At 73.7% G+C, this 16,096-nt stretch carries 15 protein-coding genes; 10 read left to right on the forward strand and 5 right to left on the reverse strand.

Going from position 1 to position 16,096, the window contains the following annotated elements; genetic code table 11:
- Positions 1-134: 134 nt before the first annotated feature.
- Positions 135-1,454: a PH domain-containing protein gene (locus tag ACF07B_RS37630; RefSeq protein ID WP_392182258.1), complete on the reverse strand. Its 1,320-nt coding sequence runs from the start codon at positions 1,452-1,454 to the stop codon at positions 135-137.
- Between the two features lie 68 nt (positions 1,455-1,522).
- The gene (locus ACF07B_RS37635; RefSeq protein ID WP_392182228.1) at positions 1,523-2,026 is read right to left on the reverse strand and encodes a PH domain-containing protein; all 504 of its coding nucleotides are present in this window, start codon (positions 2,024-2,026) and stop codon (positions 1,523-1,525) included.
- Between the two features lie 31 nt (positions 2,027-2,057).
- On the opposite strand from ACF07B_RS37635, the gene ACF07B_RS37640 reads away from it, so the two are divergent.
- Positions 2,058-3,209: an NADH-quinone oxidoreductase subunit D gene (locus ACF07B_RS37640; RefSeq protein WP_326786327.1), complete on the forward strand. Its 1,152-nt coding sequence runs from the start codon at positions 2,058-2,060 to the stop codon at positions 3,207-3,209.
- Here the strand turns inward: ACF07B_RS37640 and ACF07B_RS37645 are convergent.
- Positions 3,174-4,358 carry an SAM-dependent methyltransferase gene (locus ACF07B_RS37645; RefSeq protein WP_392182229.1) on the reverse strand — a complete coding sequence of 395 codons (1,185 nt, stop codon included), beginning with the start codon at positions 4,356-4,358 and terminating at the stop codon, positions 3,174-3,176. The two genes, ACF07B_RS37640 and ACF07B_RS37645, sit on opposite strands and share 36 nt — an antisense overlap.
- Before the next feature lie 181 nt (positions 4,359-4,539).
- Between ACF07B_RS37645 and ACF07B_RS37650 the strand changes: the two genes are divergently transcribed.
- The 3 genes from ACF07B_RS37650 to ACF07B_RS37660 all read left to right on the forward strand — a co-directional run bounded on the left by ACF07B_RS37650 (position 4,540) and on the right by ACF07B_RS37660 (position 7,223).
- Positions 4,540-5,742, forward strand: a complete 1,203-nt coding sequence (locus ACF07B_RS37650; protein ID WP_369484843.1) for a sensor histidine kinase — start codon at positions 4,540-4,542, stop codon at positions 5,740-5,742.
- Positions 5,743-5,794: 52 nt separating this feature from the next.
- Entirely contained in the window at positions 5,795-6,466 is a 672-nt protein-coding gene (locus ACF07B_RS37655) for a response regulator transcription factor (RefSeq protein ID WP_351866206.1), read from the forward strand.
- A 124-nt stretch (positions 6,467-6,590) separates the two neighbouring features.
- A complete protein-coding gene (locus tag ACF07B_RS37660) occupies positions 6,591-7,223 on the forward strand; it encodes an AAA family ATPase (RefSeq protein WP_384236977.1) in 633 nt (210 codons plus the stop codon).
- Positions 7,224-7,510: 287 nt separating this feature from the next.
- On the opposite strand, the gene ACF07B_RS37665 is transcribed toward ACF07B_RS37660, so the two are convergent.
- On the reverse strand, positions 7,511-8,620 hold the full coding sequence (locus tag ACF07B_RS37665) for a DUF5937 family protein (RefSeq protein WP_392182230.1): 1,110 nt from the start codon (positions 8,618-8,620) through the stop codon (positions 7,511-7,513).
- 160 nt (positions 8,621-8,780) lie between these two features.
- Here ACF07B_RS37665 and ACF07B_RS37670 point away from each other — a divergent pair, with 160 nt between their 5' ends.
- The gene (locus ACF07B_RS37670; protein WP_392182231.1) at positions 8,781-8,999 is read left to right on the forward strand and encodes a hypothetical protein; all 219 of its coding nucleotides are present in this window, start codon (positions 8,781-8,783) and stop codon (positions 8,997-8,999) included.
- A gap of 104 nt (positions 9,000-9,103) precedes the next feature.
- Here ACF07B_RS37670 and ACF07B_RS37675 read toward each other — a convergent pair whose 3' ends face one another.
- Entirely contained in the window at positions 9,104-10,339 is a 1,236-nt protein-coding gene (locus ACF07B_RS37675) for a threonine aldolase family protein (protein ID WP_392182232.1), read from the reverse strand.
- 218 nt (positions 10,340-10,557) lie between these two features.
- Between ACF07B_RS37675 and ACF07B_RS37680 the strand changes: the two genes are divergently transcribed.
- The 5 genes from ACF07B_RS37680 to ACF07B_RS37700 are packed head-to-tail and all read left to right on the forward strand — an operon-like array spanning position 10,558 to position 16,040.
- On the forward strand, positions 10,558-11,496 hold the full coding sequence (locus ACF07B_RS37680) for a Rossmann-like and DUF2520 domain-containing protein (protein WP_369484838.1): 939 nt from the start codon (positions 10,558-10,560) through the stop codon (positions 11,494-11,496).
- A complete protein-coding gene (gene panC / locus ACF07B_RS37685) occupies positions 11,493-12,485 on the forward strand; it encodes a pantoate--beta-alanine ligase (protein WP_392182233.1) in 993 nt (330 codons plus the stop codon). The genes ACF07B_RS37680 and panC overlap by 4 nt, the downstream gene beginning before the upstream one ends.
- Positions 12,482-14,251 carry an L-aspartate oxidase gene (locus ACF07B_RS37690; RefSeq protein ID WP_392182234.1) on the forward strand — a complete coding sequence of 590 codons (1,770 nt, stop codon included), beginning with the start codon at positions 12,482-12,484 and terminating at the stop codon, positions 14,249-14,251. The genes panC and ACF07B_RS37690 overlap by 4 nt, the downstream gene beginning before the upstream one ends.
- A gap of 5 nt (positions 14,252-14,256) precedes the next feature.
- Complete coding sequence (gene nadC, locus ACF07B_RS37695; protein ID WP_392182235.1) at positions 14,257-15,234, forward strand: carboxylating nicotinate-nucleotide diphosphorylase; 978 nt, start codon at positions 14,257-14,259, stop codon at positions 15,232-15,234.
- A gap of 8 nt (positions 15,235-15,242) precedes the next feature.
- Positions 15,243-16,040 (forward strand): type III pantothenate kinase, encoded by a 798-nt coding sequence (locus ACF07B_RS37700; protein WP_392182236.1) that lies wholly within the window; start codon positions 15,243-15,245, stop codon positions 16,038-16,040.
- The last annotated feature ends 56 nt before the right edge of the window (positions 16,041-16,096 follow it).

Here is a 16,096-nt window from a genome sequence, read left to right on the forward strand (position 1 = left end):
CGGCTCCGCACCCGCCGTCGGCGCCTCCGCCGCCGCCGAGTCCGCACCCGACTCCGGCGCCGCCGCCGACGCCGGCTCCGCACCCGGCGCCGCCGCCTCCCCCGGTGCCGACTCCGCCCCCGCCCCGGCGGCCCTCAGGCCATCCACCGGTCCGGCCGGGCTTCCCGCCGTCCCGTGCGGGACCGGTCCGCCTGTGCCTGGAGGAGCTCCGCCGCCTCCGTGGCGTCCCGCAGCCGCGCCGTCACCGTCCTGCCGGCACCGGCGTCGATGTGGACGTCGGCGAGCCCCTTGAAGCGCTCCCAAGGCCCCTGTGTCAGCCGGACGCTCTGCGCCTTGGCGTGCGGGACGAGGGAGAGGCGGCGCCGCAACAGCCCGCGGCGCGCGGCGAACACGGTGCCGGTGACGGCGAGCCCGTATCCGCACCACCAGAACGGCGCGCACCAGCCGGCCCGCCGCGGCGGCCGGTCCAGCGACGCGGGGACCGTCACACCGGGCAGCACGGCGGCGATCACGGCGTCGGCGACCTCGCGCGGGGCGACGGGCACGAGGACCGAGTTCGAGGACCCGGCCACGTCCAGCTCGACCCGCACCCATCTGCCGCGCCACAGCAGGGGTTCGACGATCCGTACGGTCTGCACGCGTCCGGGCGGCACGGTCTCGTGCGTCCGGTCCAGGAGCCCGTGATCGATGCGCAGGCCGTCGGGCGACTCGCCCACCGTCCAGTCGTACTCGGCGACGAACCGCCCGACGCTGCTCGCGCCCGCCGCGCCGAGCAGGGGCAGTCCGGTCGCGAGGACCGTCCACACGCTGTGCGTGGCGAACCACAGCAGCGTGGGCACGACGATCGCGGCGGCCAGGGAGGCCCAGGTGGCACCGGTGAGCAGCAGGGAGGCGGCGAGGACGCCGGGCGGGACGTGCAGCAGCCGCCGGACCGGCGCCTCGCCGACCTCGCGGGCGGACTCGGGCGCGAACCCGGCGGCCCGGGCGAGGAGTTCGGCACGCAGCCTGCGGGCCTCGCCCTCGCCCAGATAGGCCAGCTCGTCCTTCTTGTCGGTCCCGACGACATCGAGCTTCAGCTTGGCGACACCCGCGACGCGGGCCAGCAGCGGCTGGGTGATGTCGACGGCCTGGAGCCGTTCGAGCCGGATGTGCGCGGTGCGGCGGAACAACAGGCCGGTACGGATGCGCAGCTCGGTGTCGGTCACCGCGAAATGCGTGAACCACCAGCTCACGAAGCCGTAGAGGGCGGCGCCCGGGACGATCACGGCGAGAGCCAGGAGCAGCACGGTCGTCGTGAGCCGGGCGAGCTGCTCCTGTGCCTGGCCCGGGTCGTGGACGGCCCAGCCGGCGAGGACGGCCACCGGCGCCCAGGCTCGCCGGAACGGCGTCACGGGGTGCAACCGCCGCTCGGACAGCGGCCTCTCCGCCGGTACGGAACCCTCGTCGCCCGGCACGGCCCCGGCGCCGGGGAGGGCGCCGGGCACGGCGGACGGGTGCCCCGAGGGGTCCGGGGAGGCCGTGCTCACAGGCCCGCCGATCGTGCCTCGCCCAGTTCGGTCAGCCGGTCGCGCAGCCGCTCGGCCTCGGCCGGGTCGAGACCCGGGATGCACGCGTCGGTGGCCGCGGCGGCGGTGTGCAGCTGCACGCTGGCGAGCCCGAAGTGGCGTTCCAGGGGCCCGGAGGTCACCTCGACGAGCTGCATGCGCCCGTACGGCACCACGGTCTCCTCACGCCACAGCACCCCCCGGCTGATCAGCAGGTCGTCCGCGCGTTCCGCGTACCGCCAGGAGCGCCAGTTGCGCCCCAGCATGTGCCAGCCCCAGGCGGTGAGGGCGAGCGGCAGCAGGGCGAAGGCCGCCCAGCCCGGACCGGCGAACAGGGCGAGGAGCAGGCCGACGGCGATCGTCAGGAGTCCCAGCCACACCACCAGCAACAGCCTTCGCATGCGCAGCAGCCCCGGAGGCAGTCCGGCCCAGACCGGCTCCCCCGGCGCGCTCTCCTCGATCCGCGCGCTCCCCGTCTCCATGGAGCAAGCGTACGTACGAGAGACTGTGGCCATGACTCCCACGACGGAGACCATGGTCGGCATCGGCGGCGCTGCCGAGAGCACCGACATGGTGCTCAACATCGGCCCCCAGCACCCCTCGACCCATGGCGTGCTGCGCCTGCGGCTCGTGCTCGACGGTGAGCGGATCCAGCACGCGGAGCCGGTCATCGGCTACATGCACCGCGGCGCCGAGAAGCTCTTCGAGGCGCGCGACTACCGCCAGATCATCATGCTCGCCAACCGCCACGACTGGCTGTCGGCCTTCTCGAACGAGCTGGGCGTCGTCCTCGCCGTGGAGCGGATGCTCGGCATGGAGGTCCCCGCGCGCGCGGTGTGGATGCGCACGCTCCTCGCGGAACTCAACCGGGTCCTCAACCACCTGATGTTCCTCGGCTCCTATCCCCTGGAGCTGGGCGGGATCACCCCGATCTTCTACGCCTTCACGGAGCGCGAGGAGCTCCAGCACGTCATGGAGGAGATCTCCGGCGGGCGCATGCACTACATGTTCAACCGCGTCGGCGGACTCAAGGAGGACCTTCCGGCCGGATGGGCCACCCGCGCGCGTGCCTGTGTCGCCGCTCTGCGCACGCGGATGGGCGTGTACGACGACCTGGTGCTCGGCAACGAGATCTTCCGGGGGCGTACCCGCGATGTGGGCGTCCTCGCGCCGGAGGCCGTGCACGCGTACGGCGTGAGCGGTCCCATCGCGCGGGCCTCCGGCGTCGACTTCGACCTGCGCCGCGACGAGCCCTACCTCGCGTACGGGGAGCTCCAGGACACCCTGAAGGTCGTCACACGCGAGGAGGGCGACTGCCTGGCCCGCTTCGAGTGTCTCCTGGAGCAGACGCACAACTCCCTGGACCTCGCGGACGCCTGTCTCGACCGGCTGGCCGAGCTGCCGCCCGGCCCGGTCAACCAGCGTCTGCCGAAGGTCCTGAAGGCGCCCGAGGGACACACGTACGCCTGGACCGAGAACCCCCTCGGCATCAACGGCTACTACCTCGTCAGCAAGGGCGAGAAGACCCCGTACCGGCTGAAGCTGCGCTCCGCGTCCTTCAACAACATCCAGGCGCTCACCGAACTGCTGCCCGGGACGCTGGTCGCCGACATGGTGGCGATCCTGGGGTCACTGTTCTTCGTGGTCGGGGACATCGACAAGTAGGGCGTCGACAAGTAGGGCGTCGACCAGCAGGGCGTCGCGCGGGCCGGCGTCGGGGGAGTCCGGGAACCCGTCGGGGAAGCCGACGGGCTGGAGCAGCCAGCCGAAGTCGCCCAGCCCGCCCGGCGCGGTGAGTTCCGCCGCCTGTCCGGCACCCGCGAGGGCGCGCACATAGGCGGCCGGGTCCGTCGTCGCCAGGGCGAGCGGGGGGCGGGCGCCGCTCACGCCCAGCGCGCGCAGCGCCGCGCGCTGGGTCACCACGCGGCCCCCGGGCAGCGCGCACGCGTCGAGCGCCACATGCGCGGTGATGTCGCACGAGCCGTCCGGCACCGGTGCCGTCTCGCGTCCCTCCCGGAAGCCGGTGAGTGTCCCGAAGGGCGGCCGTCCGCCCACGACGTGCGCGTAGTCGACGGCGACGGCGAGACCCCGGTCGAGCGCGGACACGGCGGAGGCCCAGGCGAGGTCCCGGGGGAGCCCGATCTCGGCACGGGCGCCCTCGGCGGGTGCGAGGGGCGCCTCGGGAGAGCCGCCCGCCCCCGGTGTTCGGGGTGCTTCCTGTGCGGGTCCGGGGTCCGGCCGCGCTCCCGGCGCGGGCCGGTCTCCGGCCGCCGGCCACCACCAGTCCCGCAGCCACCGGGCGTCCTCCCCGGTGACCGGCTCCCCGAGACGTTCGGTTCCGTCGCCGCGGACGAGGACCCGCCGCGGCACCCGGTCGGGCCCTGCCTCGGCGACGTCCACGGGCACGTTGTCCAGCCACTCGTTGGCGAACAGCAGCCCGGTGATCCCGCGCGGCGGCTCGGTGAGCCACGTGATGCGCCCGTCGAGGCCGGCCGGCCTCTCCGCCCGCTCGACGGCGTACGCGCGCACACGGCCGGCCACGTCGGCGGGGAGGGCGGCGAGGACCCCGGTCACCAGCTCGCCGCGTCCGGCGGCCATGTCGACGAAGGCCAGCGGATCCGGGTGGCCGAGGGCCGCGTCGAGGCGGCACAGCAGGCGCGCCACGGCACCCGCGAACAGCGGGGAGGCGTGCACCGAGGTCCGGAAATGCCCCGCCGGTCCCTCGGGCCGGAGATAGAAGCCCCCCGGGCCGTACAGCGCCTCCTCCGTCGCCTCGCGCCACCCACGCCACTCATCCGCCGCCGCACGTTCCACGGGGCCAGGCTAAGGGCGGTCCCACCGGTGCGGGCCGGGCCGCCCGGTCCGGACCGGTGCGGAAGGCACCTTTTGAGCGTCCCGGAGTGGGGGACATCCACCTTGGGGAGTACGAGGGGCGGCCCCGGATCGGTCCTCCGGTTGACCCGGGCACACCGCGCGCCTCCCTACTCTGGGTTACGTGCAGCGCCTCTATGACCTTCTCCGCAGGTACCCGACATGGGTCGACAGCTTCTGGGCCGTCGCCCTGCTCGGGATCTCCTGGGTCAGCATCAGCAATGTCAACGGCGCCGCGACGGGTCCGTCGTCGACCGCCACGGCGCTCCCGATCGCCGTCGCGCTGAGCGCGGTCGTCGCGCTGCGCCGCCGCATGCCCGAGAAGATGCTGGTGCTGGCCGTGGCGGCGGGCCTCGCACAGCTGGTCCTGGACGTCCCGTCGGCGCCCGAGGACTTCGCGATGCTGGTGATCATCTACACCGTCGCCGCGGACGGTGCCGGCTGGGCCTCCCGGCTTGCGCTGATCGGCGGCCTGTGCGCGGGCACGCTCGCGCAGCTCCGCTGGCCCACCGAGGCCAGCGGGCCGGGCGGTGTCTTCATAGCGATCTTCCAGACGGTCCCGTTCGCGCTCGCCTGGGTGCTCGGCGACTCGATCCGCACCCGCCGCGCCTACCTCGCGCAGCTGGAGGAACGAGCCGCCCGTCTGGAGAAGGAGCGCGAGGCGCAGGCCAAGGTCGCGGTCGCCGCCGAACGCGCCCGGATCGCGCGCGAGCTGCACGACGTCGTCGCGCACAACGTCTCGGTGATGGTGGTTCAGGCCGACGGCGCCGCGTACGTCATGGACGCCGCCCCCGAGCAGGCCAGGAAGGCGCTGGAGACCATCTCGGGCACCGGCAGGCAGGCCCTCGCCGAGATGCGCCGGCTGCTCGGCGTCCTGCGCACCGGCGAGCACCAGGAGGGCGGCGAGTACGTGCCGCAGCCCGACGTCGAGCAGCTCGACGACCTCATCGAGCAGTGCCGCACCTCGGGCCTGCCCGTCGACTTCAAGGTGGAGGGCACCCCGCGCCCGCTGCCCAGCGGTGTGGAGCTCACGGCGTACCGCATCGTCCAGGAGGCGCTGACCAACACCCGCAAGCACGGAGGCCCGAACGCGGGCGCCAGCGTTCGTCTGGTCTACTTCGACGACGGTCTCGGCCTGCTCGTCGAGGACGACGGCAAGGGCGCCCCCCACGAGCTGTACGAGGAGGGCGGCGCCGACGGGCAGGGCCACGGCCTGATCGGCATGCGGGAGCGTGTCGGCATGGTCGGCGGCACCCTGGACGCCGGGCCGCGGCCCGGCGGGGGTTTTCGCATCAGCGCCCTGCTGCCGCTCAAAGCGGCCCACTGACACCTGTACACACCGGTCCCGACGACCGGCCCGACGAAGTGAAAGGCCCCCGATGGCGATCCGCGTGATGCTCGTCGACGACCAGGTGCTGCTGCGCACCGGCTTCCGGATGGTGCTCGCCGCCCAGCCGGACATGGAGGTCGTGGCCGAGGCGGGCGACGGCGTCGAGGCCCTCCAGGTGCTGAGCGCCACCGAGGTCGACGTGGTCCTGATGGACGTGCGCATGCCGAAGCTCGACGGCGTGGAGACCACCCGCCGCATCTGCTCGGACCCGAACCCGCCGAAGGTCCTGATCCTCACCACCTTCGACCTCGACGAGTACGCGTTCTCCGGACTGAAGGCCGGCGCCTCCGGCTTCATGCTCAAGGACGTGCCCCCGGGAGAGCTGCTCGCCGCCATCCGTTCCGTGCACAGCGGCGACGCCGTGGTCGCGCCGTCCACCACCCGGCGCCTGCTCGACCGGTTCGCGCCGCTGCTGCCCAACGCCGGCAAGGAGCCGCGGCACAAGGGTCTGGAGCGGCTCACCGAGCGCGAGCGCGAGGTCATGATCCTGGTCGCGCAGGGTCTGTCCAACGGCGAGATCGCGGCCCGGCTGGTCCTCTCGGAGGCCACCGTGAAGACCCACGTCGGGCGCATCCTCACCAAGCTCGGCCTGCGTGACCGGGTCCAGGTGGTCGTCCTCGCCTACGAGACGGGGCTCGTCAGGGCGGGCGGGCTCGGCTGACGCCCGGACGCCCACCCACCCCGCGGCCGGCGCCGTACGAGCCGTGCCCGGGGCGGGGCGCGGTGTCCCTCCGGCCCGGCCTTCGCGTGACCGGGACGTGACCGGCGTGCACTAGGGTCGGCGCATGCTCCTGTGGATCAACGGGCCCTTCGGGGGCGGCAAGACACAGACCGCGCACGAGATCCGGCGCAGGCTGCCGGGCAGCGTCATCTGCGATCCGGAACACGCCGGTTTCGGCCTGCGCCGCATGCTTCCGCCCGAACTCCGCGGCGATTTCCAGGATCTGGTGTCCTGGCGGCAGGGTGTGGTCGAGGTGCTCGACCTCGCGCTCGGCCAACGGGACGGTGTGGTCATCGCCCCCATGACGGTCACGAACCCCGCGCACTTCGCGGAGACGGTCGGGCGGCTGCGTGAACTGGGCCACGACGTACGGCACTTCACGCTGCTGGCCGAGCGTGAGACCGTCCTTCGGCGGCTGCGCGAACGCGGCTTCGGGCGCCTTGTCGCCCGCGTCGCCGGGAAGGACGCCCCCCTGCGGCGCGAGAGTTGGGCCGTGGGGCAGCTCGACCACTGTCTGGAGCGGCTGCGCGAGCCGGAGTTCGCCGAGCATCTGTGGACCGACCGGACGACGGTCGCCAGGACCGCCGACCGGATCGCCGTCCTCGCCGGGCTGACGCTCACGCCGAACCGCGACGGGGTGCTGCGCGGGCGCCTGCGGCGGGCACGCACGAGCCTGCGCCACATCCGCCTCGACTGACCCCGCCCGGGTTTCTGCCCGAGTCGGCCGCGGATTTCCGCCCCCCCGACCCACCCCTGGGGCTCCGCCCCGGACCCCGCTCCCCAAACGCCGGAGGGGCTGAAACTTTCCCCGGCCGGGGCTGTGACCGTCTGGATCCCGCATTCCGCAGCCGGGAACGCGCCGTCGGGGCCGTGCCGGCACCTCGACGCCCGTCGCCACCGACGGTCACATCTCCGTCCGACGGCGACGGGCTGATGCACCGGCACGGCCCCGACCCACCCACCGGACCCGGGCCGCTGAGGGGCTCAGCGCAGGATCCCCTCCAGGAAATCGCTGCCCAGGCGGGCCACCACGCCGACGTCGAGCTGGTGCAGCACATAGCGGCCGCGGCGCCGCGTGGTGATCAGGCCCGCCTTCTTGAGCACGCCCAGGTGCCGGGATATCTCCGGCGCGGTCATGCCGTGCACCTGGGCGAGCTCGCCGGTGGTGTACGCGCTGCGTGCCAGATGACGGCAGATGCGCATCCGGACCGGGTGGGACAGGGCGGTCATCCGCAGGGTCAGCTGCTCGACGGAGGGCGGGGCGGAGAGCTCGGGGGAACTGACGGGGTAGTGCAGCACCGGCTGCCACCGATAGCGGTGCAGCACCATCAGGTGCGGACGGCCGAGACTGGTGGGGACCAGCAGCAGACCGCCGTCCGCCGTGACCACCGTGCTCCCCTCGGTCAGCTTGTCGACGGTGATGATCCGCACCGTCTCGTCCAGGGACAGCGCGGAGGAGACGGAGGTCAGCGCCTCGGACAGGCCCTTGTGCCGGAGCAGATCCGTCTTGTGCCGGGCCTCCGCGGCCAGCGGGTGGCGCAGCCGGGACCAGGTCTCGGCGAAGAAGGCCTCGTCGCAGTCCTCCAGGAACTGCCGCAGCCACGCCCGCACGCCCGGTGGGTCCACCAGCAGCCGCTCGGTGAACCGCGTCTGCTGCGGCCCCCGTGAGGCGGCCAGATCCACGGCCCGCCGCTGCACCTCGGGATCGGAGAGAGCGTGCGGCCCCTCGGAGCCGTACGCGAGCGCGCAGGTGAACTCCAGGGCCGCGTCCACGAACTGCTCGTCGGTGAGCTTGTCCAGCAGGTCCAGGTCCTCGGCGAGCGTCGCGCCCGGCACCGAGACCCCGCCCGGGACACCCGCGCACGGCAGGAACAGGTCCGAGAACGTCGTCCGCCACAGGAAGTCCGCCTCGCACATCCGGTCCGCGAGATGGGGATCGAGCCCGGCGGTGACCCCGGTCGCCCAGCCCTGGAGCCCGGGGTGGTGTCCCGGCTCGGCCAGAGCGTGCAGCGCCATCCCGAGCTCGGCCAGCGGCGAGGGCACGACGGCGACCCGCTCCGGCCGGAGGCCGCGGATGTCGATGTGCACGCTCATGTCCCCATGGTGCACCCCGCCACCGACAACGGACCGCCGTCGATTGACGACGGCCGTCAATCGGAGCGACAGCCGCTGTGATCAGGCGCAGCCTGGGACGACCGGGGCAGTTCGCGCGGGGCCTTCGGATCCCATCCCTCGTCCCGAGAGGCGATCGGTCATGAGCATCACCCAGCAGTACCTCCTGGACAGCTACCGGGCCTCGCAGCACGGGGAGGCCTCTCCACCGGCACCCGGCAGCCACGACCGGGAGGTCGCGCGGGAGCTGCGCGACTACCGGCGGTTCCGGGCCGTCGTGGCCGGACATCCGGCCCGTGGCCGGCTGCGCGGGGCCCTGGGCCGGTGGCTGCACGGCGGGCCGGGCCGGCCGGTCCGCTGAGACCCGCCCCGCCCCCGGGACCCCGTGCCGTGACCGCTCGGTCTTCCGTCCTACGAGAGACCGCTCGGGCCCCCGTCCTACCAGAGACCGCTCGCGGCCCCGGACTACGAGGCGTTCCGGTCCGGCAGTCTGTCCACGAACGTCCGGACCGCCGCCCTCACGTCGTCCGCCGTCCACTCCAGACCCGGTTCGGCCACCGTGATCTCGGTGTACGCCAGTCCCGGGCCGCCCCGGTTCCAGCCCTGGGCGAACAGGCCCGTGCCCGTCTCCTCGACCTGCCGCAGCGCCGCGTCCCCGAGGACGTCCGGTTCGTACGGCAGCCAGACCTGGAACTGGTGGGTGTGCGGCTCCTCCGGGTGGACGCGGGCCCAGGGGACCCCGGCCTCGGCGAAACCCTCGCGCAGGGCGCCGGCCACCACGCGCGCGTGGGCGACGTACTCCGGCAGCCGGGGCAGCTCCCGATCCAGGCCGATCAGTGCCGACAGGACGGTCGGGAACTGCTGGATGATCATGCCGCCGTACCGGTGCCGCCAGGTCTTCGCCTCGTCCACGAGCGTCTTCGGCCCCGCGACGGCGGCACCGCCGAAGCCGCCGAGCGACTTGTAGAACGAGACGTACACGCTGTCCGCGAGTCCGGCGATCTCCTCCAGGGGGCGGCCGAAGTGCGGGGCGCACTCCCACAGCCGGGCCCCGTCGATGTGGACCACCGCGTCCCGCTCCCGGGCCGCCTCCACGACCTCGGTGAGCTCCTCCCAGGAGGGCAGGACGAACCCGGCGTCCCGCAGCGGCAGCTCCAGCAGCAGCGCGCCGAACGGCTCGGGGAAGTCCCGTACCTCCTCGGCGGTCGGCATCCGGGGCTCGTTCGTCAGACGGACCGGGCGCAGGCCGCTGACCTGGCTGAATGCCTGCCGTTCATGGACTTCGGGGTGACTGAGCCCGTGCAGGGCCACGGTCGCGTCGCCGGTCCGGCCCGCCCAGCAGCGCAGGACGACCTGCTGCGCCATGGTCCCGGTCGGGAAGAAGACCGCCGCCTCCGTGCCCAGGAGCGCGGCGACCCGCTCCTCCAGGGTCTCGACGAGGCCGTTGCCGTACATGTCGACCCGCTCGTCCAGGTCGCACACCTCACCGGCGCCCTCGCTCAGCCAGGCCAGGCGCTCGCGGAGCGACAGCTGATAGCCGGGCCGCCACAGCACCCGTCCGGCCGCCCTCCAGGCGACCACGCGCCGCTCGAACTGCTCCTCGGGAGACAGCCCCGACGTCTCCTTCCCGCCCCGCTCCGTGGGCTCCGTACCGACCCGCTCCGCGGGTTCCGCACCGCTTCCTGCCGCCGTATCGCTCATCCCAGGATCATGTCCCGAGCCGGGCCTCACGGGCACCCCGAATTCCACGCGACGGTGACCTGCGCAAACGCCGTTCACCCGTCGGAGCGCGCGCTGTTCCCGCGGCCGGCGGAAACCCACAGCCTGTGGATGGCCGAACAGCCCTTTGACCAATCGCGTTAACATGACGAGAAATCGTCCGGTACCCCGAGCGGACTGGAACGGAAGGCCGCCCTCGCGTGAGTACGTATCCCCAGCCAGAGCCCAAGGACCGCCCCGCGCGGCTGACCGTCGGCGTCGTCGGCGCCGGCCGTGTCGGACCCGCGCTCGCCGCCGCGCTCCAGCTCGCCGGACACCGCCCGGTGGCCGTCTCCGGCGTCTCCGACGCCTCCAGGCGGCGTGCCGCGCAGCTCCTGCCCGACGTTCCGCTGGTGTCCCCGGCCGAGGTCATGGAGCGCGCCGACCTCGTGCTGCTGACCGTTCCCGACGACGCGCTCCCCGGGCTCGTCGAGGGACTCGCCGAGACGGGCGCCGTCCGGCCCGGACAGCTCCTGGTGCACACCTCGGGACGGTACGGCTCGCGCGTGCTCGACCCGGCCCTCAGGGCGGGCGCGCTGCCGCTCGCCCTGCACCCCGCGATGACGTTCACCGGCACCGCCGTGGACGTCCAGCGGCTCGCCGGATGCTCCTTCGGGGTCACCGCCCCCGAGCAGCTCCGACTGGCGGCCGAGGCCCTCGTGATCGAGATGGGCGGCGAGCCCGAGTGGATCGCCGAGGAGTCCCGGCCGCTCTACCACGCGGCCCTCGCGCTCGGCGCCAACCACCTGGTGACCCTGGTCGCCGAATCGATGGAACTGCTGCGCACCGCCGGTGTCGCGGCCCCCGACCGCATGCTCGGCCCGCTCCTCGGCGCCGCTCTGGACAACGCGCTCAGGTCGGGCGACGCGGCCCTGACCGGACCCGTCGCGCGCGGGGACGCGGGCACGGTCGCCGCGCACGTCGCCGAACTGCGCCGGCACGCCCCGGGGACCGTCGCCGGGTATCTGGCGATGGCCCGCGCGACCGCCGACCGCGCGCTCGCCCACGGACTGCTCAAGCCGGAACTCGCCGAGGACCTCCTGGGGGTACTCGCCGCCGGGACGGACGCGACCCAGGGGACCGAGGGAGACACCCGATGACCACCGCCCTGCTGCGCACCGCCGACGAACTGTCCGCGCGGGCCCGGACCGGCCGCAGAGCCGTCGTGATGACCATGGGCGCCCTCCACGAGGGCCACGCCACCTTGATCCGCACCGCCCGTGAGATCGCGGGTGACGGGGGCGAGGTGGTCGTCACCGTCTTCGTGAACCCTCTCCAGTTCGGGCAGGGCGAGGACCTCGACCGCTACCCGCGCACGCTCGACGCCGACCTGAAGATCGCCGAACAGGCGGGCGCGGACGTCGTGTTCGCGCCCTCCGTCGAGGAGGTCTACCCCGGGGGCGAGCCCCAGGTCCGGATCTCCGCGGGCCCGATGGGGGAGCGCCTGGAAGGCTCCGTGCGCCCCGGTCACTTCGACGGCATGCTCACCGTCGTCGCCAAGCTGCTGCACCTGACCCGGCCCGACGTGGCCCTGTTCGGCCAGAAGGACGCCCAGCAGCTCGCCCTGATCCGGCGCATGGCACGCGACCTGAACTTCGGCGTGGAGATCACCGGCGTCCCCACCGTGCGCGAGGAGGACGGGCTCGCCCTCTCCAGCCGCAACCGCTACCTCTCGGCCGAGGAGCGGCGCACCGCGCTCGCCCTGTCTCAGGCCCTGTTCGCGGGTCGTGACCGGCACGCCGCCCAGGAGGCGCTGCGCGCGCGGGCCCTGGAGGTGCCCGCCACGCGCGAGCGCGCCGAGGCCCTCAGCGCCCTGGGCGAGTCCCGGGCCGCTGCCGACGCGCACGCCGTCGCCAAGGCCGTCCCCGGCTGGCCCGGCGGGGTCCGCTCGGCCGCCCGGCTGGTCCTCGACGAGGCGGCCCGCCTGCGGCCCCCGCTGGTCCTGGACTATCTCGCGCTCGTCGACCCGGACGACTTCACGGAGGTCCCGGACGACTTCACCGGCGAGGCGGTCCTCGCCGTCGCCGCCCGGGTCGGCACGACCCGCCTGATCGACAACATTCCCCTCACCTTCGGAGCCGCCTCGTGACCGGCAAAGGCACAGGTTCAGAGACCGCCACTGGCACCGGCATACGCCTGCACGCGCCCGCCCCGGGCTGGGCCCTGACCGCGGACGTCGTCGTCGTCGGCTCCGGCGTCGCCGGGCTCACCGCCGCGCTGCGCTGCGAGGCCGCGGGGCTGCGGACCGTCGTCGTCACCAAGGCCCGCCTGGACGACGGCTCCACCCGCTGGGCGCAGGGCGGCATCGCCGCCGCCCTCGGCGAGGGCGACACCCCCGAGCAGCACCTCGACGACACCCTGGTCGCGGGCGCGGGCCTGTGCGACGAGGAGGCCGTGCGCATCCTCGTCACCGAGGGCCCCGACGCGGTGCGGCGGCTCATCGCGACCGGCGCCCACTTCGACGAGTCCTCCGAGGGCCGCCTCGAACTCACCCGTGAAGGCGGCCACCACCGTCGCCGCATCGCGCACGCGGGCGGCGACGCGACGGGCGCCGAGATCTCCCGGGCCCTGGTCGAGGCGGTCCGCGCGCGCGGCCTGCGCACGGTCGAGAACGCGCTCGTCCTGGACCTCCTCACGGACGCCGAGGGCCGCACCGCGGGCGTGACCCTGCACGTGATGGGAGAGGGCCAGCACGACGGTGTGGGCGCCGTCCACGCCCCCGCCGTGGTCCTCGCGACCGGCGGCATGGGCCAGGTCTACTCCGCGACCACCAACCCGTCCGTCTCCACGGGCGACGGCGTGGCCCTCGCACTGCGCGCGGGCGCCGAGGTCTCCGACCTCGAATTCGTCCAGTTCCACCCGACCGTGCTCTTCCTCGGAGCCGACGCGGAGGGCCAGCAGCCGCTGGTCTCCGAGGCGGTACGGGGGGAGGGCGCCCACCTGGTCGACGCGGACGGCGTGCGCTTCATGGTGGGACAGCACGAGCTGGCCGAACTGGCGCCCCGGGACATCGTCGCCAAGGGCATCATGCGCCGCATGCAGGAGCAGGACGCCGAGCACATGTTCCTCGACGCCCGGCACTTCGGCGCCGCCATGTGGGAGCACCGCTTCCCCACGATCCTCGCCGCCTGCCGCGTCAACGGCATCGACCCGGTGACCGAGCCCGTCCCGGTCGCCCCGGCCGCCCACTACGCCTCCGGCGGCGTACGTACCGACGCCCGGGGCCGCACCACGGTCCCCGGCCTGTACGCGTGCGGAGAGGTCGCCTGCACGGGCGTCCACGGCGCCAACCGGCTCGCCTCCAACTCCCTTCTGGAAGGCCTCGTCTACGCCGAGCGGATCGCCGCGGACATCGCGGCGAGCCACGCCGAGGACGGTCTGCGCGCGCGCGTGCCCCAGCCGGTGCCGCGCCCCGAGACGCCCGCGCACCCGCTGCTCGCCCCCGAGACCCGTTTCGCGATCCAGCGGATCATGACGGGCGGCGCCGGCGTACTGCGCTCCGCCGCGTCCCTTCGGACCGCGGCCGAGCAGCTCCAGCGGCTGCACACCGACGCGCGGGACGCCCTCGACGAGAACGGCAAGACCTCCGAGCCCGGCGTCGACACCTGGGAGGCCACCAACCTCATGTGCGTGGCCCGTGTCCTGGTCGCCGCCGCCCTGCTGCGCGAGGAGACCCGGGGCTGCCACTGGCGGGAGGACCACGCCGACCGCGACGACGACCAGTGGCGCCGCCACATCGTCGTACGGCTGAATCCCGACCGGACGCTCGCCGTCGGCACCACCGATACCGCAGACTTCCCCCCGACATCCCGGCAGCCCCACCCGGCGCCCCCGTCCCGTCCCCAGGAGCAGTGACCGAAGTGAGCACCCACGACCTTCCCCTCGCCGAGAGCGGCGGCTGCGGCGACGGCTGCGGCTGTGGCGCAGACATGGACGAGGCGTACATGGAGTGCGGCCTCGATCCCGCTCTGGCCCAGCTCCTCGCCGACGCCGGACTCGACCCCCTGGAGGTCGAGGACATCGCGAACGTGGCGATCCAGGAGGACCTCGACCACGGCGTGGACGTGACGACGGTCGCGACCATCCCCGAGGACGCGGTCTCCACCGCGGACTTCACCGCCCGGGACGCGGGCGTCGTCGCGGGCCTGCGCGTCGCCGAGGCCGTCCTGTCCGTGGTCTGCACCGACGAGTTCGAGGTCGAGCGGCACGTCGAGGACGGCGACAGCGTCGAGGCCGGCCAGAAGCTGCTGAGTGTCACCACGCGCACCCGCGACCTGCTGACGGCCGAACGCAGCGCCCTCAACCTCCTGTGCCGTCTGTCCGGCATCGCGACCGCCACGCGCGCGTGGGCGGACGCCCTGGAGGGCACCGAGGCGAAGGTGCGGGACACCCGCAAGACCACGCCGGGCCTGCGCTCCCTGGAGAAGTTCGCGGTGCGCTGCGGCGGCGGGGTCAACCACCGCATGTCGCTGTCCGACGCGGCACTCGTCAAGGACAACCACGTGGTCGCCGCCGGCGGTGTGGCCGAGGCCTTCAAGGCCGTACGGGAGATGTTCCCGGAGGTGCCCGTCGAGGTCGAGGTCGACACCCTGGACCAGCTCCGCGACGTCGTCGACGCGGGCGCCGACCTGATCCTGCTGGACAACTTCACGCCCGCGGAGTGCGAGGAGGCGGTCGCCCTGGTCGCGGGCCGTGCCCTGCTGGAGGCGTCCGGCCGGCTCACCCTCGCCACCGCCGGGGCCTACGCGAAGACGGGCGTCGACTTCCTCGCGGTGGGCGCGCTCACGCACTCCTCCCCGATCCTCGACATCGGTCTCGACCTGCGAGCGGCGGAGTAACCCCGGCCATGCTGCTGACCATCGACGTGGGCAACACCCACACGGTCCTCGGCCTCTTCGACGGGGAGGAGATCGTCGAGCACTGGCGCATCTCCACGGACTCGCGCCGGACGGCCGACGAACTCGCCGTGCTGCTCCAGGGCCTCATGGGCATGCACCCGCTGCTCGGCGAGGAGCTCGGCGACGGCATCGACGGCATCGCGATCTGCGCGACCGTGCCGTCCGTGCTGCACGAGCTGCGCGAGGTGACGCGGCGCTACTACGGCGATGTCCCCGCCGTCCTCGTCGAACCCGGCGTCAAGACGGGCGTGCCGATCCTCACGGACAACCCCAAGGAGGTCGGCGCCGACCGGATCATCAACGCCGTGGCGGCCGTCGAGCTGTACGGGGGACCGGCGATCGTCGTCGACTTCGGCACCGCGACCACCTTCGACGCGGTCAGCGCGCGGGGTGAGTACGTCGGCGGTGTCATCGCTCCCGGCATCGAGATCTCCGTCGAGGCGCTCGGCGTCAAGGGCGCGCAGCTGCGGAAGATCGAGGTGGCCCGGCCGCGCGCGGTGATCGGCAAGAACACCGTCGAGGCGATGCAGTCCGGCATCATCTACGGGTTCGCCGGCCAGGTCGACGGCGTCGTGAACCGGATGGCGCGCGAGCTCGCAGGCGACCCCGAGGACGTCACCGTCATCGCCACCGGCGGACTGGCTCCGATGGTCCTCGGCGAGTCCTCGGTGATCGACGAGCACGAGCCGTGGCTCACGCTGATCGGGCTGCGTCTGGTGTACGAGCGGAACGTCTCGCGCATGTGAACCGCGCCCGCGTGACGCGGGCAGCCGGTACCGAAGGGGCCCCGCGAACGCGGGGC

It is taken from the genome of Streptomyces sp. NPDC015532 (assembly GCF_043078065.1).
Classification (GTDB): Bacteria; Actinomycetota; Actinomycetes; order Streptomycetales; family Streptomycetaceae; genus Streptomyces.